The sequence below is a fragment of the Streptomyces sp. NPDC001450 genome (genome assembly GCF_053597295.1).
Genome location: NZ_JBSFHY010000023.1, coordinates 1 through 20,179, shown reverse-complemented (window position 1 = coordinate 20,179; position 20,179 = coordinate 1). Strand labels below are relative to the sequence as shown.

The 20,179-nt window shown below is 70.2% G+C and carries 17 protein-coding genes; 2 read left to right on the top strand and 15 right to left on the bottom strand.

What is annotated here, in order from left to right:
* Positions 1-18: 18 nt before the first annotated feature.
* The 4 genes from ACWC5O_RS24735 to ACWC5O_RS24720 all read right to left on the bottom strand — a co-directional run bounded on the left by ACWC5O_RS24735 (position 19) and on the right by ACWC5O_RS24720 (position 4,859).
* Entirely contained in the window at positions 19-1,017 is a 999-nt protein-coding gene (locus ACWC5O_RS24735; protein ID WP_450583033.1) for an AAA family ATPase, read from the bottom strand.
* Positions 1,014-3,191 (bottom strand): VMAP-C domain-containing protein, encoded by a 2,178-nt coding sequence (locus ACWC5O_RS24730; RefSeq protein ID WP_450583035.1) that lies wholly within the window; start codon positions 3,189-3,191, stop codon positions 1,014-1,016. Before ACWC5O_RS24730 ends, ACWC5O_RS24735 begins: the two co-directional genes overlap by 4 nt.
* Positions 3,192-3,557, bottom strand: a complete 366-nt coding sequence (locus ACWC5O_RS24725; RefSeq protein WP_450583036.1) for a CU044_2847 family protein — start codon at positions 3,555-3,557, stop codon at positions 3,192-3,194.
* 213 nt (positions 3,558-3,770) lie between these two features.
* Positions 3,771-4,859, bottom strand: coding sequence for an ADP-ribosylglycohydrolase family protein (locus tag ACWC5O_RS24720; RefSeq protein ID WP_450583037.1), 1,089 nt, complete (start codon positions 4,857-4,859; stop codon positions 3,771-3,773).
* Between the two features lie 149 nt (positions 4,860-5,008).
* Here ACWC5O_RS24720 and ACWC5O_RS24715 point away from each other — a divergent pair, with 149 nt between their 5' ends.
* The gene (locus ACWC5O_RS24715; RefSeq protein ID WP_450583039.1) at positions 5,009-6,160 is read left to right on the top strand and encodes a glycerate kinase; all 1,152 of its coding nucleotides are present in this window, start codon (positions 5,009-5,011) and stop codon (positions 6,158-6,160) included.
* 21 nt (positions 6,161-6,181) lie between these two features.
* Here the strand turns inward: ACWC5O_RS24715 and ACWC5O_RS24710 are convergent, their stop codons facing one another.
* The 10 genes from ACWC5O_RS24710 to ACWC5O_RS24665 form a co-directional block, all read right to left on the bottom strand.
* The gene (locus ACWC5O_RS24710; protein ID WP_450583041.1) at positions 6,182-7,399 is read right to left on the bottom strand and encodes an alpha/beta fold hydrolase; all 1,218 of its coding nucleotides are present in this window, start codon (positions 7,397-7,399) and stop codon (positions 6,182-6,184) included.
* A gap of 206 nt (positions 7,400-7,605) precedes the next feature.
* Positions 7,606-8,424: a CDP-diacylglycerol--serine O-phosphatidyltransferase gene (pssA, locus tag ACWC5O_RS24705; protein ID WP_450583204.1), complete on the bottom strand. Its 819-nt coding sequence runs from the start codon at positions 8,422-8,424 to the stop codon at positions 7,606-7,608.
* A gap of 22 nt (positions 8,425-8,446) precedes the next feature.
* On the bottom strand, positions 8,447-9,103 hold the full coding sequence (locus tag ACWC5O_RS24700; RefSeq protein ID WP_450583042.1) for a phosphatidylserine decarboxylase: 657 nt from the start codon (positions 9,101-9,103) through the stop codon (positions 8,447-8,449).
* Positions 9,104-9,273: 170 nt separating this feature from the next.
* Entirely contained in the window at positions 9,274-10,479 is a 1,206-nt protein-coding gene (locus tag ACWC5O_RS24695) for an acyl-CoA dehydrogenase family protein (RefSeq protein ID WP_450583043.1), read from the bottom strand.
* Positions 10,480-10,482: 3 nt separating this feature from the next.
* On the bottom strand, positions 10,483-11,010 hold the full coding sequence (locus tag ACWC5O_RS24690) for a MaoC family dehydratase (protein ID WP_023545597.1): 528 nt from the start codon (positions 11,008-11,010) through the stop codon (positions 10,483-10,485).
* Between the two features lie 5 nt (positions 11,011-11,015).
* Complete coding sequence (locus ACWC5O_RS24685) at positions 11,016-11,975, bottom strand: HpcH/HpaI aldolase/citrate lyase family protein (protein ID WP_393481466.1); 960 nt, start codon at positions 11,973-11,975, stop codon at positions 11,016-11,018.
* On the bottom strand, positions 11,972-13,999 hold the full coding sequence (locus ACWC5O_RS24680; RefSeq protein ID WP_450583044.1) for a protein meaA: 2,028 nt from the start codon (positions 13,997-13,999) through the stop codon (positions 11,972-11,974). The genes ACWC5O_RS24685 and ACWC5O_RS24680 overlap by 4 nt, the downstream gene beginning before the upstream one ends.
* A gap of 9 nt (positions 14,000-14,008) precedes the next feature.
* Entirely contained in the window at positions 14,009-15,346 is a 1,338-nt protein-coding gene (ccrA, locus tag ACWC5O_RS24675) for a crotonyl-CoA carboxylase/reductase (protein WP_450583206.1), read from the bottom strand.
* A gap of 447 nt (positions 15,347-15,793) precedes the next feature.
* Complete coding sequence (locus ACWC5O_RS24670; RefSeq protein ID WP_450583045.1) at positions 15,794-16,615, bottom strand: TetR family transcriptional regulator; 822 nt, start codon at positions 16,613-16,615, stop codon at positions 15,794-15,796.
* Between the two features lie 169 nt (positions 16,616-16,784).
* Complete coding sequence (locus tag ACWC5O_RS24665) at positions 16,785-18,590, bottom strand: 3-hydroxyacyl-CoA dehydrogenase family protein (RefSeq protein WP_450583046.1); 1,806 nt, start codon at positions 18,588-18,590, stop codon at positions 16,785-16,787.
* A 377-nt stretch (positions 18,591-18,967) separates the two neighbouring features.
* Here ACWC5O_RS24665 and ACWC5O_RS24660 point away from each other — a divergent pair, with 377 nt between their 5' ends.
* On the top strand, positions 18,968-19,549 hold the full coding sequence (locus ACWC5O_RS24660) for an adenylosuccinate lyase (RefSeq protein WP_450583047.1): 582 nt from the start codon (positions 18,968-18,970) through the stop codon (positions 19,547-19,549).
* A 7-nt stretch (positions 19,550-19,556) separates the two neighbouring features.
* Here the strand turns inward: ACWC5O_RS24660 and ACWC5O_RS24655 are convergent, their stop codons facing one another.
* Positions 19,557-20,075, bottom strand: a complete 519-nt coding sequence (locus ACWC5O_RS24655) for an N-acetyltransferase family protein (protein ID WP_450583048.1) — start codon at positions 20,073-20,075, stop codon at positions 19,557-19,559.
* Positions 20,076-20,179 lie beyond the last annotated feature (104 nt).

Here is a 20,179-nt window from a genome sequence, read left to right as displayed (position 1 = left end):
TCCGGACCGCACCGTCCCCTACACCGTTCCGCCGAGCCGGTGCAGCACGGCTTCCAAAAGCTTCCCCTCGGGGAGGTCGACGCCCCCCTTGCGGAGGAACACCGCGTTGAGCAGCTGGTCGGTGGCCAGCTCACCCAAGGTACGGCGGGCGAGGAACTTGCTCAGCAGATCGTCGACGTCCTTGAGATCCGCGTCCTTGAGATGAGCCCGCACGATGTCACGCAACTGGTCGTCCGTGGGCTTCTCGATCTCCAGGCGCACGCAGCGGCGCAGGAAAGCGGGCGGGAACTCGCGTTCGCCGTTACTGGTGATCACGACCACGGGAAACTCCGAACAGCGCACCCGGCCCCGGACGACCGGCACCCGCGCCCCGAGGTCCGCGGTCAGCACCTCGATTCGGTCGTGCTCCTCGGGCAGCCGGGCCAGTTCGGGGATCTCGAACTCGCCGTCCTCAAAGACCGCCAGCAGGTCGTTGGGCAGGTCCACATCCCCCTTGTCGAGCTCGTCGACGAGTAGTACCCGGGGCCGCTCGGACGGGACGAGCGAGGTGCCCAGGGGGCCGAGACGGACGTACGAGCCGATGTCCGGCCCCTGCTCGTGAGGCGGCTGCTCAGAGGGCTGTTCCCGGCGCAGGTTGGACTCGCGCAGCCGTCCGATCGCGTCGTAACGGTAGAGCGCGTCCTGCAGCGTGGAACGGCTGTTGACCGGCCAGTTCAGGACCCGGCCGAGGGACAGTTCGTGTGCGACGGCCTGGGCCAGGGAGGATTTACCCGTGCCCGGGTGGCCGGTGACGAGCAGCGGGCGACGCAGCAGGAGGGCCGCGTTGACCACATCGGCCTCGGCGGGGCCGATCAGATAGGGCAGTGGCTTCGGTGGCTCGGATGCGCCCGGTGCGGAGGCGAACCGCCGCCAGGGCGGAGCCTCGGGGAACGCGACCTGCCGGGCCTGCCCGTCGCCCCGGAACAGCCGCCAGCCGTCGGGCCCGGAGCCGTGGCCCGGGGCGTGCGGTGCCGTCATCGGCTGGGTGCTCCTTCGTCCGGGTCGGTCAACTGCAGGCCGGGATCCTCGTGGGCCAGCCTGTCCCACGTGAGGTCCTCCCACACGAGAGAGGGGCTCGCCTGACGGGCCGAAGGATCCGCCCGCTTCTTCGCCGGCTTCTCCGCTCGGTACTCGTGCACGCGGCGGGGCAGTCCGTGCAGCGGCCCGGCCGGGTTGACCGGGGCGAGGTGTTTGGCGTGGTCGTGGCTCTGTGCCTCTCGGTCCCACACCACCACGGGCACGCCCAGGGCCAGACAGAGGTCGAGGAGCTGGTTGCGCAGCTCGGGCGGGCCGTGCAGCACCACCTGGTTGGCGTCCAGGTAGGTCGACCTCAGCAGCCCCGCCACTTCCCGGCTGTCCGCGTGCTGCCTGCCGATGACCAGGGGCCGTCCGTGCCCGTCGCCCCACCGGCGCTGCCGCTCCGGATCACGGGTGGGCACCTGTCGGCTCATCTCCGGGCAGCGCAACGTCAGTTGGTGGAGCACGCCCAGCGGCAGGCTTGGTTCGAAGGCGTTGGGCGGTGTCGGCTCCCATTCGTCGAGCGGCAGATGGAGCCCGGCGCGGTCCACCTCTATGTCCACCGCGGGGGGTTCCCCACGGGTGGCATGCTGAAGGCGCTGGGCACCGTCGCGGATCACGGTGGCGACCTGCTCGGGCGTGAGGGGCCCGTCGCCGGCGGTGGTGTCCATGCGGTGCTGGGAGCCGTCCGGCCGTTGCTGCCAGAGCCGGCACCGGAATCTTCCGGGCGCGGTTGGGCCGTACACGTCGAGTCGGGCCAGCAGCCTGGCCCGGGGAGCCGTCCGCAGCCCGGCCCACTGCCGGGCGTCCTCGCGCCGCTGGTTCCGGGCCGCCGTATGCACCCCGAGCCGGTCGCAGACCCGGTCGCTCCAGTCCTGAAGCGCCTGTCGCCGGGGCGCGGGCAGCCCGGCGGCGATGAATTCGACGACATGGACCAGGGAGGGAACGCGAGGCGTGTCCTCCGGCCCCGGACCGCCCTCGTGGCAGCCCTCCAGCCCGGTGATCACCTCGCCCACCGCCTCGGGCCGCAGCACCGGCTCGCAGAGGGCGTCGGGAGGTTGTGTGAACCGCAGTGCTTCCTGCGCCGCACGGGCCGGCAGCATGCTGTCCCGGGCAGCCACCTCGCGCAGTCGCTCCTCCAGGAACGCGTACTCGCCGTGCGACAGCAGCCCGGCCGCGTCGATGACCCGGCCGAGCGCGAGCAACGCGTTCAGCCGCTCCGGCCGCGCTCCGTCGGGACCGGTCACCAGGCATTCGCTGAGCGTCGGCAACGCGCGTGGTGTGCGCAGGAGTTCGGCGGCCAGCTCTTCTACCGTCGGTGCGCTGCCGTCCTGGGGCGCGTTGAGTTTCAGCTCCTGCACGAGATGCCGTGCGGGCTCCGCCCGGGCGACTGGGGTGGGCAGCAACTCCCGTAGTGCGGCCACGAGTTTGGCGCCGACCGGGTCGTGTGCCGGAACCGCACGCACCGTGCGGCAGGCCGTGACCACGGCCCGGGCCCCAGCGCGGTCCAGTTCCGCGCGCAGCGTCTGCCAAGGAAGTGCCCAGGCCCGCCGCACTGTGTGCCCGGACGCCAGGGCGCCGCCCGGCGGTTTCAGTCTGCCGACGACCAGGCCCACCGCCGTGCCCGACGCGGTCCACAGCGGACCGCCGCTGAACCCCGGTCCGATCGAGGCCCCTGACAACTGACCGTCCAGATAGCCGACATGCCGGTCGAGCAGTTTCATCTCGACGTCCGCGAACGCGACCGGATCACCGCAGCTGTGCCAGGCCCGAAGAGGCTGCCGCTGGGTCATGTCCGCCCAGACGACAGGCGGCACCCACTCCGGCGCGGGCTCGTCGAGCCGCAGCAGGCACAGATCACCGTGCCAGACCGCAGCAATATTCGTGGGCGGCACCCACTTCTTGATCCGTGCCGGGCTCCGCGACGCTCCGCGGGCGAAGGTGACGTCAAGGCCCTTCTCCGCGGGCCACTCGGTGCTGAGCTGCGGCAGCCCGAGGGCTTCGTTGACCACGTGCGCGCAGGTCAGCACCCACTGCGGGGAGAGCAGCGCGGCGGCTCCGGCCGCCGTCTCTGCATGGGGGGCGTGGACGGCCACGACCGGCGGGGGCCCCGCGGAATGTTGGAACCAGCTCACCTACGCTCCGTGCGAATTTTGCCGCCAGGTCGCCGACACCGTCATCGTGGCCCTGCCCCGGGCGCTCACGATGCCGAGTTTGAGATCCTTGCCCAGCTCGACACCGAACTCGACCGTGAAGGACTCGGGTGGCTGCTGCGCCCCCGACACCGCCGAGTGGACCTCGTCGAGGAGCGGGCCCAACGGGCGCAGTGCCACCCGAAGTCCGTCAGCGGCGAGAGCGGTGACCCGGCCGCCGCCGGTCGCGACGGGGCTCGGCACGCCGAACTCCGCAGGCAGCCCCGAGGACTCCGGCGCCTCGCCCACATCGGCGAGTTCCACGCGGACTTCGGCTCCGGACAGATCGAGTTCCAGGTACTCCGGCATGACGTCATTGTGCCGATCGCGACTCGGTGTTGGTGGCGTTTACGACGGATTCGCGCCGACAAGTGACGCGAGCCGCCGCTCCGACTCGCCGCCGAGGAGCGGAACCCGGTGACGTCGCACACCTTCCATCGCGCCGCGAACTCCTGGATGGTGGCGTGGAGTTCGTCGACCGGCTCGGTGAATCCGCTCCTGCGTCCGGCTTCTCCGCACTCTTCAACGGGGTACGGGGCCGGCAACCGCCTCCGCCAGGCGCAGGGTGCGCTCGGCCAGCGCACTGATCCGTACCCCGTCGAAACCGAGCACCGCGCTCCGCACGGTGTCCTCGAGCGGGTCCTTCCACTGGGCCGGGACGGCCGCCGCGCCGGTGAGGACCCCGGCCACCGAGCCGGCCGTGGCGCCGTTGGAGTCGGTGTCCAGGCCGCCGCGGACGGTGAGGGCGATGGTCCGGGTGAAGTCGCCGTCGCCGTAGAGCAGCCCGGCCGTCAGGACGGCCGCGTTCGGGACCGTGTGGATCCAGCCGAGGCCGGCGGTCTCCGCGGACACCGTGGCCAGCGTCTCCTCCCAGGGCAGCCGGGTCTCGTGCAGGGACACGACCCGGCGCACGGTCCGGGCCAGCCGGCTGCTCGCCGGGATCACGGCGAGCGCGCTCTCCAGTGCCTCCCGCACACCCGGCGCGGTGAACGCCGCCGAGATCAGCGCGGCCGCGAACATCGCGCCGTAGACGCCGTTGCCGGTGTGTGAGAGCGCCGCGTCCCGGCGGGCCAGCGAGGCCGCGCGGCGCGGGTCGCCCGGGCACGTCCAGCCGTAGACGTCGCCGCGGATCAGCGCGCCGATCCACTCTTGGTACGGGTTGTCGTACGTCGCCGTCAGCGGCGGTTTCAGACCGTTCACGAGGTTGCGGTACGCCGCCCGCTCCGCGGTGAAGGTCTGCAGGTACGGCAGTCTGAGCAGCCACAGGTCGCCGACCTGCTCGGTGCTGAAGTCGAACCCGTGGGTCTCCAGCAGGTGCAGGCCGAGGATGGCGTAGTCGACGTCGTCGTCGCGGCAGCTGCCGTGGATGCGGCCGCGTACGCACTGGCGCCATTCCGGGCGCAGGACGGCGCAGTCGGCCGCGTCGGCGGGCTCGGGCAGGTAGTCGGTGAGCGGCAGGGCGGCGGCCTGCCGCAGATAGCGGTCGATGCGCTCGCGGGTCCACACCTCGCCCTGCTCGACCGGTTTGCCGAGCATGTTGCCCGCGATCCGGCCGAGCCAGCCCCCGTGGATGCGGTCGGCGAGGTCCGGTCCGGTGCCCTGATTGCTCATGGCTGGGATCTACCCGTTTTCCCAGCCGGCTCCCAGGTGCTGCCCAGGGTTCGGTCGGGGCATGACGGCGGGGGTGTCCTCCGGTTAAGGTCGCAGCGGCGCGACTGGCCCTGACGTGCGCGGGGCCCGGAGAGCAAGGGGAAAGCAAGGTGGCGGACGCTGCAGTGAACGAGACCCGCAGGGTGCTCATCGCCGCGGACAAGTTCAAGGGCTCGCTGACGGCCGTGCAGGTCGCCGAGCGGGTGACGGCCGGGCTGCGCCGGGTCGTACCCGGCGTCGAGGTCGAGGCGCTGCCCGTGGCCGACGGCGGCGACGGCACCGTGGACGCGGCGGTCGCGGCCGGCTTCGAGCGCCGGGAGATCCGGGTCGCCGGGCCGCTGGGTCAGGAGGTGACGGCCGCGTTCGCGCTGCGCGGCGACACCGCGGTGGTGGAGATGGCCGAGGCGAGCGGCCTGCAGCGGCTGCCGGCCGGTGTCTTCGCGCCGCTGACCGCCTCCACGTACGGCTCGGGAGAGCTGCTGCGGGCCGCGCTGGACGCGGGCGCGCGGACGATCGTGTTCGGCGTCGGCGGCAGCGCCACGACGGACGGCGGCGCCGGGATGCTGTCGGCGCTGGGCGCCCGGTTCCTGGACGAGGACGGGGAGCCGGTCCCGCCGGGCGGCGGCGGTCTCGCCGAGCTGGCGCGCGCGGACCTGTCCGGCCTCGACCCGCGCCTGTCCTGTGTGGAGCTGGTGCTCGCCAGCGACGTCGACAACCCGCTGACCGGGCCGAAGGGCGCGCCCGCGGTGTACGGCCCGCAGAAGGGAGCCGCACCGGACGACGTGGCGAGCCTGGACGCGGCCCTCGCCCACTTCGCCAAGGTCGTGGAGGCGGCCGTGGGGCCGCGCGCCGCCGAGCACGCGGCGGCACCGGGCGCCGGGGCGGCAGGCGGCATCGGCTACGGCGCACTCCTGCTGGGCGCCCGCTTCCGGCCCGGCATCGAGGTCATGCTGGACGTCCTCGGCTTCGCTCCGGCGCTGGAGCGGGCCGACCTGGTGATCACCGGCGAGGGCTCGCTGGACGAGCAGACCCTGCACGGGAAGGCACCGGCGGGGGTCGCCGCGGCGGCCCGGGCCGCGGGCAAGGAAGTCGTCGCGGTGTGCGGCCGGCTCGCCCTGCCCACGGAGGCCCTGCTGCGGGCCGGGATCGGCCGGGCGTACCCGCTGACGTCCGTGGAGCCGGACGTGGCGAAGTGCATCGCGGACGCCGGGCCGATCCTGGAGCGGGTCGCGCAGCGGATCGGTCAGGACTTCCTGCTCTGAGCGGTGGCCGCACGGCCCGTCCTATTCCAGTTCGGTCAGTTCCCCGTCCGGATCCCGGTAGTAGCTGCCGCTCGTGAGGCCCCACACCTTCTGGTGGGCCAGCCACTGCTTCGTGATCTGGTGCAGGACCTTGGCGGGGCGCTCCCAGACCATGGAGTGTCCCGCGCCTGCCAGCTGGAACATCAGCTTGTCGGGCCCCGGGACGGCCTTGTAGAGGTCCGGGACGGAGAAGCGCAGGACCGCCGGTACCGGGAGGGCCGCCGGGGTGTTGGCCGTCCGGTCCAGTTCGCCGTGGACGAGGGCGATGGGCACCTGGTTGCCGAGCACGTTGTTGTACTTCGCGGTCTCGTTGTTCCAGCCCCACCAGAAGGAGTTCCGGAACCGGTGGACGCCCTCGTGCGTGCCGTCCGGCAGCACGGGACCCCACTTGGCACCGACGGGGTCGCTGTCCATCATGGCGGCCCACACCGTGTCCTCGATGCCGGGTTCCCGCTGGAGCGGGCTGCCCGTCTCACGGTCCCATGCGATCTTGAAGCCGGTCTTGCTGTTGACGTGCATCGGGAAACCGAACATGGCCTGCGGCGGGGACACGGGCAGGTTCGTGACCCCTTTGGGGAGCCCGAACGGGTCCGTGGGCTTCTCCGACCACCGTCCCAGTGGCGCGAAGATCGGGGCGAGGAAGAACAGGCTCTTGACCTCCGTGGGGTGCAGGAGGGCGTACGGCCCCATGAGCGGCCCCGCGGCGGACCAGCCGATGAAGTGGATCGGCTTGTTCATGCACCGTGACCTGACGAACTTGACGACGGTGGCCAGCTCCGCCCATTCGCTCTGCGAGGTACCGAACTCGTGCGGGTACGGGGGCGTCCCGCACGGGGCCGCGAGCGAGCCCAGGACGTCGTCCCGCTGGGACGGGTTGGCGTTGCACGGGTCGTCCATCATCAGGCGTGGCGATTTCCCGTTGCCCTGCACGTCCATCATGTACACGTCGTAGTGTTCCTTGGCCAGCTGCTGGGCCCAGCTGTACCTGATGGCGTCGTCCCCGGGCACTCCGGGAATCACGAGGTCGTATCCGGCGAGCACCGGCACGCTTCTGCCGTGGAGCATCAGCACCGGTTCGGGGTCGTGGCCTGGTTGGGTGCCGTTCCACTCCCGGACGAAGAGGTTCACCTGCTTGTTCGGGTTGGCCGGATTGTTCGAGGTGTGCGCGACCGGGTAGTCCGTCTGCACGGGTCCGGGCATGGCCTTCCTCCCATCCGCATAGTGGGACGAATATCCGCAAATCCCCCCTGTTTCCACCGTCCTCCTCCCCCTGAACAGCTGCAACTCGACAGGGAACAGGGGTAGTTGACGGGGCAAAGGCGAGGCGAACGCAGCCCTTGAACGCGAAACGGATGTGGCCCGAGCCTCGGAGGCTCGGGCCACACCCGGTGTGTCGGTGGCGAGGGTCAGGGCAGCTGGGCCGCCCGTGCCTCCCGACGGTTGTCGCGGAAGTTGTTCACCCGGCGTGCCGTGGCGAACAGCGGGATCACCGCGCCCATGACCAGCTGCAGGGCGCAGCCCGTCTGGAGGAGCAGCTGGCCGCCCGGGGCGTCGAAGGCCCAGGCGGTCAGGAGGCCCATGGACAGGACGATCCAGCACAGCATGGCCACGGCGAGGCGGCCCCGCGGCTTCGGGTACTCGACCCGGCTCACCATCAGCCAGGCCGTACCGAGGATCGCCAGGAGCGTCGCGAAGAAGGGCAGCTCCAGGAGCACGATGGAGACGACCGTCAGCGCGCCGAACGGTGAGGGCATGCCCTGGAACATGCCGTTCGTCGGCGTCACGCACGAGAAGCGCGCCAGACGCAGCACCACGGCCAGGAGCACCACGATTGCCCCGACCGCCGCCACCTTCTGGTACGCGTCGTCCGCGACCATGCCGTAGACCAGCACGAAGTACGCGGGCGCCAGGCCGAAGCTGATCAGGTCCGAGAGGTTGTCCAGCTCGGCGCCCATGGGGGAGGAGCGGAGCTTGCGCGCCACCAGGCCGTCGAACAGGTCGAACACGGCTGCGCACAGCATCAGGATGACCGCCGTGGCCGCGCTGTTGCGCGCCATGCCGGACTCCTGGCTGTCGGTGAGGTGCGGGATCAGGATGCCGGTGGTGGTGAAGTACACCGCCATGAAGCCGCACGTGGCGTTGCCCAGCGTGAGGGTGTCCGCTATTGAGAGGCGGAGCGAGAGGGGCATCTCCTCCTCTTCGTCCACCTCGTCCGCCTCGGGCACCCAGCCCGCCTGGGTCTCCGGATCAATCACGGTCAATGCGAGTCACCCCAGCCACGGTCTTCTGACCGACCTCGACCGCGACCTCCACGCCCTCGGGCAGGTAGAGGTCGACACGCGAGCCGAAGCGGATCAGACCGATTCGGTCGCCCTGCTCGACCTTCGTACCCTCCGGGATGTAGGGCACGATGCGGCGGGCCACCGCGCCGGCGATCTGGATCATCTCGATGTCGCCGAGTTCGGTGTCGAAATGCCAGACTACGCGCTCGTTGTTCTCGCTCTCCTTGTTGAAAGCCGGAACAAAGCCGCCGGGGATGTGCTCGACCGACGTCACCGTGCCCGCGAGGGGTGCGCGGTTGACGTGGACGTTGAGCGGGCTCATGAAGATCGCGACGCGGGTGCGGCCGTCCTTCCAGGGCATGATGCTCTGCACCACACCGTCGGCGGGCGAGATGACGCGGCCCTGGGCGATCTCGCGCTCGGGGTCGCGGAAGAACCACAGCATGCCCGCCGCGAGCGCGGTGGCGGGCACGGCCACGGCCTTGGCGGCGCCGGAGCGGCGCGCGCGGGCGAGGCTGAGGGCTGCGGTGGCGACGGTCGGGAGAAGCCACGGCGATGCTCCGCGCGCGAGGCGTACGCCGACCTGGCGGTCGCGAGGTGCAGAGGTTTGGCTGTGGGGCATGGATGACCTTCGTAGCGGATGATGCCGCGCTCTGACGGGGGACGGCGGCTTTCCCGGGATCGTACCGGGCGCGGGCTGCAACTGGGCAAGCCAAGAAGCCGAGTCGGCGGCCGAAGAGTGTCTACGGGGTGTGATCTTCTTCTCGAAGAAAACACCCCGTATCCGGACAATCAGCCCTGGAATCGATACTCTTCGAGCAGCCTGCGCCCGATGATCATTTTCTGGATCTCGGCGGTACCTTCACCGATGAGCAGCATCGGAGCCTCCCGGTAGAGGCGCTCGATCTCGTACTCCTTGGAGAAGCCGTAGCCGCCGTGGATCCGGAAGGCATCCTCCACGACCTCCTTGCAGTACTCGGAGGCGAGGTACTTCGCCATCCCCGCTTCGAGGTCGTTTCGTTCCCCGGAGTCCTTTTTACGTGCCGCGTTGACCATCATGGCATGCGCGGCCTCGACCTTGGTGCCCATCTCGGCCAGCTTGAACTGGATGGCCTGGTGCTGGGCGATCGGCTTGCCGAAGGTGTGCCGCTGCTGGGCGTACTGGACACCCAGTTCGAAGGCACGCTGAGCGACGCCGCAGCCACGCGCCGCCACATTGACGCGGCCGACCTCCACGCCGTCCATCATTTGGTAAAAACCTCGGCCGGTGACGCCGCCGAGCACCCGATCGGCGGGAACCCGCAGGCCGTCCATGATCAGCTCGGTGGTGTCGACGCCCTTGTAGCCCATCTTCTCGATCTTGCCCGGGATGGTGAGGCCGGGGCGGACCTCGCCGAAGCCGGGCTCCTTCTCGATCAGGAAGGTCGTCATCGACTTGTGCGGCGCCGTGCCCTCGGGGTGTCCTTCGTCACTCCGGACGAGAACGGCCACCAGTGACGAGGTGCCGCCGTTCGTCAGCCACATCTTCTGACCGTTCAGGACGTACTCGTCGCCGTCCTTGACCGCCTTCGATGTGATGGCCGACACATCGGAGCCCAGGCCCGGCTCCGACATCGAGAACGCGCCCCGGATGTCGCCGGCCGCCATGCGCGGCAGGAAGTGGTCCTTCTGCTCCTGCGTGCCGTGCTGCTTGAGCATGTACGCGACGATGAAGTGCGTGTTGATGATGCCGGACACCGACATCCAGCCGCGGGCGATCTCCTCCACGCACAGCGCGTAGGTGAGGAGCGACTCGCCCAGGCCCCCGTACTCCTCGGGGATCATCAGACCGAACAGGCCGAGTTCCTTCAGGCCGTCCACGATCTGCTGCGGGTACTCGTCGCGGTGCTCCAGCTCGGTCGCGACAGGGATGATCTCCTTGTCGACGAAGTCCCGAACCGTGGAGAGGATCTCCTGCTGGACGTCGGTCAGACCGGCGGTCTGGGCGAGACGGGCCATGGCCTACTTCTCCGTGTTCTTGTCCGCAGGTGCGGTCAGTTCCGGGCGGCCGGGCTGCTCGCCGCCGCGCTCCTTGATGTACGTCTCGGTGGGCACCATGACCTTGCGGCGGAAGACGCACACCAGGGTGCCGTCCTGCTTGTAGCCCTTGGTCTCGACGTAGACGATGCCGCGGTCGTTCTTCGACTTCGACGGCCACTTGTCGAGCACGGTCGTCTCGCCGTAGATCGTGTCGCCGTGGAAGGTCGGCGCCACGTGCTTGAGCGACTCGATCTCCAGGTTGGCGATCGCCTTGCCGGAGATGTCCGGCACGCTCATGCCGAGCAGCAGCGAGTAGATGTAGTTCCCGACGACGACGTTCTTGCCGAAGTCCGTCGTCTTCTCCGCATAGTTGGTGTCCATGTGGAGCGGGTGGTGGTTCATGGTGAGGAGACAGAACAGGTGGTCGTCGTACTCCGTGACCGTCTTGCCCGGCCAGTGCTTGTACGTCGCCCCGACCTCGAACTCCTCGTAGGTGCGTCCGAACTGCATCGCGCTCAGGCCTCCGGGATCTCGAACTTCGACGTGCGCTGCATGCCGGCGGCGCGGCCCTTGCCGGAGATGACCAGGGCCATCTTGCGGCTGGCCTCGTCGATCATCTCGTCGCCGAGCATCGCGGAGCCCTTCTTGCCGCCGGCCTCGGACGTGTAGTAGTCGTACGCGTCCAGGATCAGCTCGGCGTGGTCGAAGTCCTCCTGGGAGGGCGAGAAGATCTCGTTGGCCGCCTCGACCTGGCCCGGGTGCAGCACCCACTTGCCGTCGAAGCCCAGGGCCGCGGCGCGCTGGGCGACCTCGCGGTAGCCCTCGACGTTGCGGATCTGCAGGTAGGGGCCGTCGATCGCCTGGAGGTTGTTGGCGCGGGCGGCCATCAGGATCTTCATCAGGATGTAGTGGTAGGCGTCCGCCGGGTAGCCGGGCGGCTGCTCGCCCACGACGAGCGACTTCATGTTGATGGAGGCCATGAAGTCGGCCGGGCCGAAGATGATCGTCTCGACGCGCGGGGAGGCCTGCGCGATCGCGTTGACGTTGTTCAGGCCCTGCGCGTTCTCGATCTGCGCCTCGATGCCGATCTTGCCGACCTCGAAGCCCATGGTCTTCTCGATCTGCGTCAGCAGCAGGTCCAGGGCGACGATCTGCTCGGCGGTCTGCACCTTCGGCAGCATGATGCAGTCGAGGTTCTGGCCGGCCCCCTCGACGACGGTGACGACGTCACGGTACGTCCACTCGGTCGTCCAGTCGTTGACGCGCACGACCCGCGTCTTGCCCGTCCAGTCACCCTCGTTGAGGAACTTGACGATGGTGTGCCGCGCCTCGGGCTTGGCCAGCGGTGCGCACGCGTCCTCCAGGTCCAGGAAGACCTGGTCGGCCGGGAGGCCCTGCGCCTTCTCCAGGAAGCGGGGGTTGCTCCCCGGCACGGCGAGGCAGGAACGCCGCGGACGAAGACGGTTGACGGTCATGCGGGGACCTCCAGGGGGTCGAGCTTGTTCGCTTTCCGGATCTCGTCGACGATGCGGCCGATGATCCCGGTGATGTCGAAGTCCTTCGGGGTGAAGACCGCGGCCACTCCTGCGGCCCGCAGCTGGTCGGCGTCACCATTCGGGATGATGCCACCAGCGATCACGGGTATATCTGTGGCACCGGCCACACGCAGCCGTTGGAGCACGTCCGGCACCAGCTGGGCGTGCGAGCCGGAGAGGATCGACAGGCCCACGGCGTGCACGTCCTCCGCCAGGGCGGCGTCCACGATCTGCTCGGGCGTCAGCCGGATGCCCTGGTAGACCACCTCGAAGCCGGCGTCACGCGCACGGACGGCGATCTGCTCGGCGCCGTTGGAGTGCCCGTCCAGGCCCGGCTTGCCGACCAGGAAGCGGAGCTTGCCGACGCCCAGCTCGCGGGCGGTGGCGTCCACCTTGGCGCGGACCTCGGCGAGTGCCGAGCCCGCCTCGACGGGAACGGCGATGGGAGCGGAGGAGACGCCGGTCGGCGCGCGGAACTCGCCGAACACCTCCCGCAGCGCGCCCGCCCACTCGCCGGTCGTGACCCCGGCACGGGCGCACTCCAGGGTGGCCTCCATGAGGTTGTCGGTGCCCTTGGCGGCCTCCTTCAGCCGCTCCAGCGCCTTGCAGGGGCGCGGGTGGTTGAAGGGCGGCTGGTAGCGGGTGTCGCGCCAGCCTCCGATCGCCTCGACGACCCGGGCCTCGACCGCCGGGTCGACCGTCTGGATCGCGGTGTCCAGGTCGGCCGTGAGCGGGTTGGGCTCGGTGGTCTCGAAGATGTTGACGCCGACGATCTTCTCCTGGCCGGACTCGATCCGGGCCCGGCGCTCGGCGTGCGAGGAGACCAGCTGCGACTTGAGGTAGCCGGACTCGACGGCGGCCATCGCGCCGCCCATCTCCTGGATCCGGTCGATCTCGGCGAGGGACTCCTCGACGAGGGCGTTCACCTTCGCCTCGATGACGTGCGAGCCCTCGAAGATGTCCTCGTACTCCAGCAGGTCGCTCTCGTGCGCGAGGACCTGCTGGATGCGCAGCGACCACTGCTGGTCCCAGGGGCGGGGCAGGCCCAGGGCCTCGTTCCAGGCCGGCAGCTGCACGGCACGCGCGCGTGCGTCCTTGGAGAGGGTCACGGCCAGCATCTCGAGGACGATCCGCTGGACGTTGTTCTCCGGCTGCGCCTCGGTCAGGCCGAGCGAGTTGACCTGGACGCCGTAGCGGAACCGGCGCTGCTTGGGGTTCTCGATGCCGTACCGCTCACGCGTGACCTTGTCCCAGATGCGGCCGAACGCCCGCATCTTGCACATCTCCTCGATGAAGCGGACGCCCGCGTTCACGAAGAAGGAGATGCGCGCGACCACGTCGCCCATGCGCTCCTGCGGCACCTGGCCGCTGTCGCGCACGGCGTCGAGGACGGCGATCGCGGTGGACATCGCGTACGCGATCTCCTGCACCGGCGTGGCCCCGGCCTCCTGCAGGTGGTAGCTGCAGATGTTGATCGGGTTCCACTTCGGGATGTGGGAGACCGTGTACGCGATCATGTCCGTCGTCAGGCGGAGCGACGGCCCGGGCGGGAAGACGTGCGTCCCCCGGGACAGGTACTCCTTGACGATGTCGTTCTGGGTCGTGCCCTGGAGCTTGGTGATGTCCGCACCCTGCTCCTCGGCGACGACCTGGTAGAGCGCCAGCAGCCACATGGCGGTGGCGTTGATCGTCATCGAGGTGTTCATCTGCTCCAGGGGGATGTCCTGGAACAGCCGGCGCATGTCACCGAGGTGCGAGACGGGCACGCCGACCCGGCCGACCTCGCCGCGGGCGAGGATGTGGTCGGGGTCGTAGCCGGTCTGCGTCGGCAGGTCGAACGCCACCGACAGACCGGTCTGGCCCTTGGCGAGGTTGCGTCGGTACAGCTCGTTGGACGCCTCGGCCGTCGAGTGGCCGGCGTACGTCCGCATGAGCCACGGACGGTCCTTCTGACGCTCTGTCATCTAAGGCTCTCAGACGTTCCGGAAGCGGTTGATGGCGTCGATGTGCTTTGCGCGCATCTCCTCGTCGCGCACGCCCAGGCCCTCCTCGGGAGCCAGGCAGAGCACGCCGACCTTGCCCTGGTGGAGGTTGCGGTGCACGTCGTACGCGGCCTGGCCGGTCTCCTCCAGGGAGTAGACCTTCGACAGGGTCGGGTGGATCTTGCCCTTCGCGATGAGCCGGTTGGCCTCCCAGGCCTCGCGGTAGTTGGCGAAGTGCGAGCCGATGATCCGCTTCAGCGACATCCACAGGTAGCGGTTGTCGTACTCGTGCATGTAGCCCGAGGTCGAGGCGCAGGTGGTGATGGTGCCGCCCTTGCGGGTGACGAAGACCGAGGCGCCGAAGGTCTCGCGGCCGGGGTGCTCGAAGACGATGTCGATGTCCTCGCCGCCGGTGAGCTCGCGGATGCGCTTGCCGAAGCGCTTCCACTCCTTCGGGTCCTGGGTCTGCTCGTCCTTCCAGAACTTGTAGCCCTCGGCGTTGCGGTCGATGATCGCGTCGGCGCCCATGGACCGGCAGATGTCCGCCTTCTGGTCGCTGGAGACGACACAGATCGGGTTGGCGCCGCCCGCGAGCGCGAACTGCGTGGCGTACGAGCCGAGTCCGCCGCTCGCGCCCCAGATCAGGACGTTGTCGCCCTGCTTCATGCCGGCGCCGTTGCGGGAGACCAGCTGGCGGTAGGCGGTGGAGTTGACCAGGCCCGGGGCCGCGGCCTCCTCCCAGCTGAGGTGCTTGGGCTTCGGCATCAGCTGGTTGGACTTGACGAGCGCGATCTCGGCGAGACCACCGAAGTTGGTCTCGAAGCCCCAGATGCGCTGCTCGGGGTCGAGCATCGTGTCGTTGTGGCCGTCGCTGGACTCCAGCTCGACGGACAGACAGTGCGCGACGACCTCGTCACCGGGGTTCCAGGCGTTCACGCCGGGGCCGGTGCGCAGGACGACGCCCGCGAGGTCGGAGCCGATGATGTGGTACGGCAGGTCGTGGCGCTTGGTCAGCTCGGAGACCTTGCCGTAGCGCTCGAGGAACCCGAAGGTCGACAGCGGCTCGAAGATCGAGGTCCACACGGAGTTGTAGTTGACGGAGGAGGCCATCACGGCCACCAGCGCCTCGCCGGGGCCCAGTTCGGGCACCGGCACCTCGTCCAGGTGGATCGACTTGCGCGGGTCCTTGTCGCGGCTCTGAAGGCCCGCGAACATCTCCGTCTCGTCCTTGTGCACGGTGATCGCGCGGTACGACTCGGGGAGCTGCAGGGCTGCGAAGTCGGCCGGCGTCGATTCCGGCGACTGGATCGCGTCCAGGATGTCCTTCATGGTCACGGTATTGCCTCCGGCGGTGAGCGCCCTGAGGGAGGGGCGCTGAGGGTTCGTCGGTGCTGCTGGGAGTGCTGCTGAGGGTTTTGGGTGATGCCGTCGGTTCGGCGGGTGGTGCTTCGGCAGCGCTTTGTGGCGCGGGAGGTTGCCTGTGACGCAGGCGTCCGGGCGCGCAGGCCATGAGCCTGCGGGGACAGCCGGCGAGCGAACGGTCTCTGCTCGCCGGCCGCCCGGACACCTTCAACGTATGACACCGCGTGTCAGGTGGCAAGGCACTGAGTGCCATGAGTTCGACTCAGATGAAATCTTTACGTAACAAATGAGCGATGATCGATCGAACGGCCTCTGAAATCCACCGGAAAAGGGCCTCTGACATGCCAAAACGGCCACCCCGTGGGGTGGCCGTCGTCACAGCGGGAACGCGTGCTCGGAGGGTCTCGGCGCGCCTCAGCGCTCCTTGAGCGCCTCCTCGATGGTGCGCATGACCTCGTCCAGCGGGGCGTCCGTGCGGGCGATCGTCACGAGCACCTCGCCCTGTGCGGACACCGTCGCCGGGGCCGTGGCGGCCGCCGGCTTGGCCGCCGAGCCGCGTCCGGCGCCGATGCCCGTGCCGAACGTCTTCCGCACGATCGCGAAGGCGTGGTCGAGCTGGGCCTCCACGTCGCCCTGGCCGCCCGCCCGCAGCCAGCGCCGCAGGACGTGGTTGTGTGCGGTGACGACGGCGGAGGCGGCGACCTCGGCGAGCAGCGGGTCGTCGTTGGCGTCGTCGGCATGCGCGTGCTCGTCGAAGTGGCCGAGCAGATAGCGGGTGAACAGGCGCTCGTAGCGGGCCACCGAGGCGATCTCGGCCTCGCGCAGGGTGGGCACCTCGCGCGTGAGCTTGTAGCGGGCGACCGAGATCTCCGGCCGGGCCGCGTACATCTTCATGACTTCCTTGATGCCACGGCACACGGTGTCGAGCGGGTGCTCGTGCGCGGGGGCGGCGTTGAGGACCGCCTCGGCACGGATCAGCGTGTCGTCGTGGTCGGGGAAGATCGCCTCTTCCTTGGAGCGGAAGTGGCGGAAGAAGGTGCGGCGCGCGACCCCGGCCGCGGCCGCGATCTCGTCGACGGTGGTCGCCTCGTACCCCTTGGTCGCGAACAGTTCCATCGCTGCGGCCGCCAGTTCCCGGCGCATTTTCAGCCGCTGGGCGGCGGCGCGACTGCCTGCGGCACTTTCCGGCGCGTCGGGCGTGGCTGGTGTACGTGAGGACTTGGCGGGCTGGGACATGACCCGAACGTACTGCATGTCCGCAGCTCGATGCGCAGGTCCGGGGTTTCCCCCGCCCGTGGAGGGCGGGGGAGTGCCGGGGCCGGAGAGCGCGGGAAACGCCGCTGGGTCCAGCAGCCCGCCCCAGTCCGCGCCCTCGGCGGCACCGTCGAACCAGTCACCGACGCCCTCAGCGGCGGGCATACTCGCGGAAGCCGCGACCGGTCTTGCGGCCGAGGCAGCCCGCGGCCACCAGGTGCTCCAGCAGCGGGGCCGGGGCCAGGCCCGGATCGCGGAACTCGCGGTGCAGCACCTTCTCGATCGCGAGCGAGACGTCCAGACCGACGACGTCCAGCAGCTCGAAGGGGCCCATCGGGTAGCCGCCGCCGAGCTTCATCGCGGCGTCGATGTCGTCGAGGGACGCGTAGTGCTCCTGGACCATCTTGACCGCGTTGTTCAGGTACGGGAACAGCAGCGCGTTCACGATGAAACCGGCCCGGTCGCCGCAGTCCACGGCGTGCTTCCTGACCTTCGCGCAGACCTCGCGGACGGTGGCGTGGACGTCGTCGGCCGTCAGGACCGTGCGGACGACCTCGACCAGCTTCATCGCCGGGGCCGGGTTGAAGAAGTGCATGCCGATCACGTCCTGCGGGCGCGAGGTGGCGCGGGCGCAGGCGACCACGGGCAGCGAGGAGGTGGTGGTGGCGAGGACCGCGCCCGGCTTGCAGACCTTGTCCAGCGTCGCGAACAGCTGCTGCTTGATCTTCAGGTCCTCGGCGACCGCCTCGACGGCCAGGTCGACGTCGGCGAAGGCGTCGTAGGAGCCCGCCGGGGTGATCAGGTCCAGGGTCTGGGCGGCGGCCTCGGCGGTCAGCCGGCCCTTGTCGACGGAGCGCGCCAGGGACTTGCCGATCCGCGCCTTGGCGGCCTGGGCCTTCTCCTCGCTGCGGGCGGCGAGGACGACCTCGTACCCGGCCTTGGCGAAGACCTCGGCGATCCCGGAGGCCATCGTGCCCGAGCCGGCGACCCCGACGGAGCGCACGGAACGGCCCGCGGCCTGCGTGTTCCCCTCGACCGGGGTCAGCGCGTCCGGCACGGTGGTGGCGCTGCCCGGCGCCTCGTACGTGTAGAAGCCGCGTCCCGACTTGCGGCCGGTCAGGCCCGCCTCGCTGAGCTGCTTCAGGATCGGGGCGGGGGCGTGCAGCCGGTCGCCGGACTCGGCGTACATGGCGTCGAGGACCGTACGCGCGGTGTCGATGCCGACGAGGTCCAGCAGGGCGAGGGGGCCCATGGGCAGGCCGCAGCCGAGCCGCATGGCCGCGTCGATGTCCTCGCGGGAGGCGTACCGGGCCTCGTACATCGCGGCGGCCTGGTTGAGGTAGCCGAACAGCAGCCCGTCCGCGACGAAGCCGGGGCGGTCGCCGACCGCGACCGGCTCCTTGCCCAGCTCGATCGCGAGGTCGGTGACCGCGGCGACGGCCTGCGGCGCGGTCAGCACCGAGGAGACGACCTCGACCAGCTTCATCGCCGGGGCCGGGTTGAAGAAGTGCAGGCCGAGCACGCGCTCCGGGCGGGCCGAGTCGGCGGCGAGCCGGGTGACCGACAGGGCGTTCGTGCCGGTCGCGAGGATCGTCTCGGGGCGGACGACGGCGTCCAGGTCGCGGAAGATCTGGTGCTTGATCTCGTACGACTCCGGGGCCACCTCGATGACCAGGTCGGCATCGGCGGCCGCGCCGAGGTCGGTGGAGGTGCGGACCCGGGCCAGGACGTCGGCGCGCTCCTGCTCGGTCAGCCGGCCGCGCTCCACGGCGCGGGCGGTGGCGGCCTCCAGGGCGGCGACGGACTTCGCGGCCTGGGCCTCGCTGATGTCGATGCCGATCACCTCGCGGCCGGCCTTCGCGAGGATCTCGGTGATGCCGGTGCCCATGGTGCCGAGGCCGACGACGGCGATCGTCTTGAGCTGGGACAGGGGGGTGTCGGACAGGGGAGTGGCCATCGCGGGACTCCAGGAATGAGGGTGACGACTGGGAATGCACCGGGTGCGCCACAAGGCGCACAACGGCGCGGGAGAAATGCGGGTGTTGTCGGGCTGCAAGCGCACACGCCCGGGGGGCGTCGCCGCGGGCGTGCACACGCCCGGGAGCGACTGATTCCGACCGGCCCTGTCCCGGAGCCGGGTCGTAATGCGGTACCGAGGTACCGAACCGACCACGCTCACGACGGCTGCGTCACCAAACCGTCGTCAGTGGATGTGCGAGTGGGTAACTCGCTCGTCTGAGCTTAACCGGCGAGTAACGAGCGCGCCATACCTGAGCCGGACCGAGTTTGTGATGTAGCTCCCTCCAGGGGCGCGACCCGCCTACGCTGGTCTTCGTGGACGAAGAGTTGCGATCGCTCACGGAACGCGTACGGCAGGAGTCGCGCGGCTCGGCTGGGTACGAGCGGCTGGCGGCGACCGAGGACCACGACGAACTGGCGGAGGTGCTCACCGCGCCGGGACAGCCGCTGTGGGCCAGGGAGCTGGCCGCGTTCCGGCTGGGTGTCGCCGGCGACCGGCGCGCCTTCGAGTCCCTGGTGCTGCTGCTCAACCACCGGGACCCGCCGCGCTGCGCCTCCGCCGCCTACGCGCTCGCCCGCCTCGGCGACCCGCGCACCGCCCGCGCGGCCGCCGCGCTCGCCACCAACGAACTGCGCGTCGCCTACGCCCTGCATCCGGTACGGCTCCTGGTCGAGCTGCGCGCCCCCGAGTCCGTGCCCGCGCTGATCACCACCCTGGAGCGGCGGCTGCGCCCGCACGACCCGTACCGGCGGGTGGCCCTGGCCTGCGTGGAGGGCCTCGGCACCCTGGGCGACGCCGACGCCCGCCGGGTCCTGAACGAGGCCCTCGCGCATCCGGCGCTCGCCGAGGCCGCGGTGCACGCGCTGGCCCGCATCCCGCAGCAGAAGCCGAGGTGACGCCCGCTCACAGCTCCCTGACGTAACGCACCTCGGGGACGGCCACGCCGTCCACGTCGAAGGGCTCCTCGGCGCCGTCCGCACGGAAACCGGCCCGCTCGTAGAAGCGGCGGGCGCGCGCGTTCTCCTTCAGGACCCACAGGAGCATGCGCGGGTACCCCGAGCACCGCTCGACCGACGCGGCCAGCAGCGCCCGCCCGATCCCGCTGCCGATGTGTGCGGGGTCGAGGTAGAGGGCGTACAGCTCGGAGTCCCCGGTGCGCACCTCACCGTCCCGGTACGGTCCGTGCGCCGCCCAGCCGACGATCCGGCCCTCCAGTTCGGCGACCAGGTTCACCACGGAGCCGTTCCCCTGCCCGAACCAGACCCGTCGCTTCTCGGCGTCCCGCGCCACGCTGAGCGCGTCGAGGTACGGCTGCGGCATGAACCCCCGGTAGGCGTGCTGCCAGCCACGGACGCGGATCTCCGAGACACGGTCGCAGTCGGCGAGAGCCATCGGACGGATGTACGGGAGCGGGTTGTCCATGGCGGCACCCTAGTGCCCCGACAGGCAACGTTCGCCCCGTCGCGACGCCCGGCACGCACTCTCGCCGCACCGGCCGAAAGCCCAAGTACGTCCAGTACGAGGAC

What these genes read in the sequence shown, in the direction of transcription:
- ACWC5O_RS24735 (WP_450583033.1), bottom strand. Translation starts at nt 1,017, where the DNA reads ATGACGGCACCGCACGCCCCGGGCCACGGCTCCGGGCCCGACGGCTGG.
- ACWC5O_RS24725 (WP_450583036.1), bottom strand. Translation starts at nt 3,557, where the DNA reads ATGCCGGAGTACCTGGAACTCGATCTGTCCGGAGCCGAAGTCCGCGTG.
- ACWC5O_RS24720 (WP_450583037.1), bottom strand. Translation starts at nt 4,859, where the DNA reads ATGAGCAATCAGGGCACCGGACCGGACCTCGCCGACCGCATCCACGGG.
- ACWC5O_RS24710 (WP_450583041.1), bottom strand. Translation starts at nt 7,399, where the DNA reads ATGCCCGGACCCGTGCAGACGGACTACCCGGTCGCGCACACCTCGAAC.
- ACWC5O_RS24700 (WP_450583042.1), bottom strand. Translation starts at nt 9,103, where the DNA reads ATGCCCCACAGCCAAACCTCTGCACCTCGCGACCGCCAGGTCGGCGTA.
- ACWC5O_RS24695 (WP_450583043.1), bottom strand. Translation starts at nt 10,479, where the DNA reads ATGGCCCGTCTCGCCCAGACCGCCGGTCTGACCGACGTCCAGCAGGAG.
- ACWC5O_RS24690 (WP_023545597.1), bottom strand. Translation starts at nt 11,010, where the DNA reads ATGCAGTTCGGACGCACCTACGAGGAGTTCGAGGTCGGGGCGACGTAC.
- ACWC5O_RS24685 (WP_393481466.1), bottom strand. Translation starts at nt 11,975, where the DNA reads ATGACCGTCAACCGTCTTCGTCCGCGGCGTTCCTGCCTCGCCGTGCCG.
- ACWC5O_RS24680 (WP_450583044.1), bottom strand. Translation starts at nt 13,999, where the DNA reads ATGACAGAGCGTCAGAAGGACCGTCCGTGGCTCATGCGGACGTACGCC.
- ccrA (WP_450583206.1), bottom strand. Translation starts at nt 15,346, where the DNA reads ATGAAGGACATCCTGGACGCGATCCAGTCGCCGGAATCGACGCCGGCC.
- ACWC5O_RS24670 (WP_450583045.1), bottom strand. Translation starts at nt 16,615, where the DNA reads ATGTCCCAGCCCGCCAAGTCCTCACGTACACCAGCCACGCCCGACGCG.
- ACWC5O_RS24665 (WP_450583046.1), bottom strand. Translation starts at nt 18,590, where the DNA reads ATGGCCACTCCCCTGTCCGACACCCCCCTGTCCCAGCTCAAGACGATC.
- ACWC5O_RS24655 (WP_450583048.1), bottom strand. Translation starts at nt 20,075, where the DNA reads ATGGACAACCCGCTCCCGTACATCCGTCCGATGGCTCTCGCCGACTGC.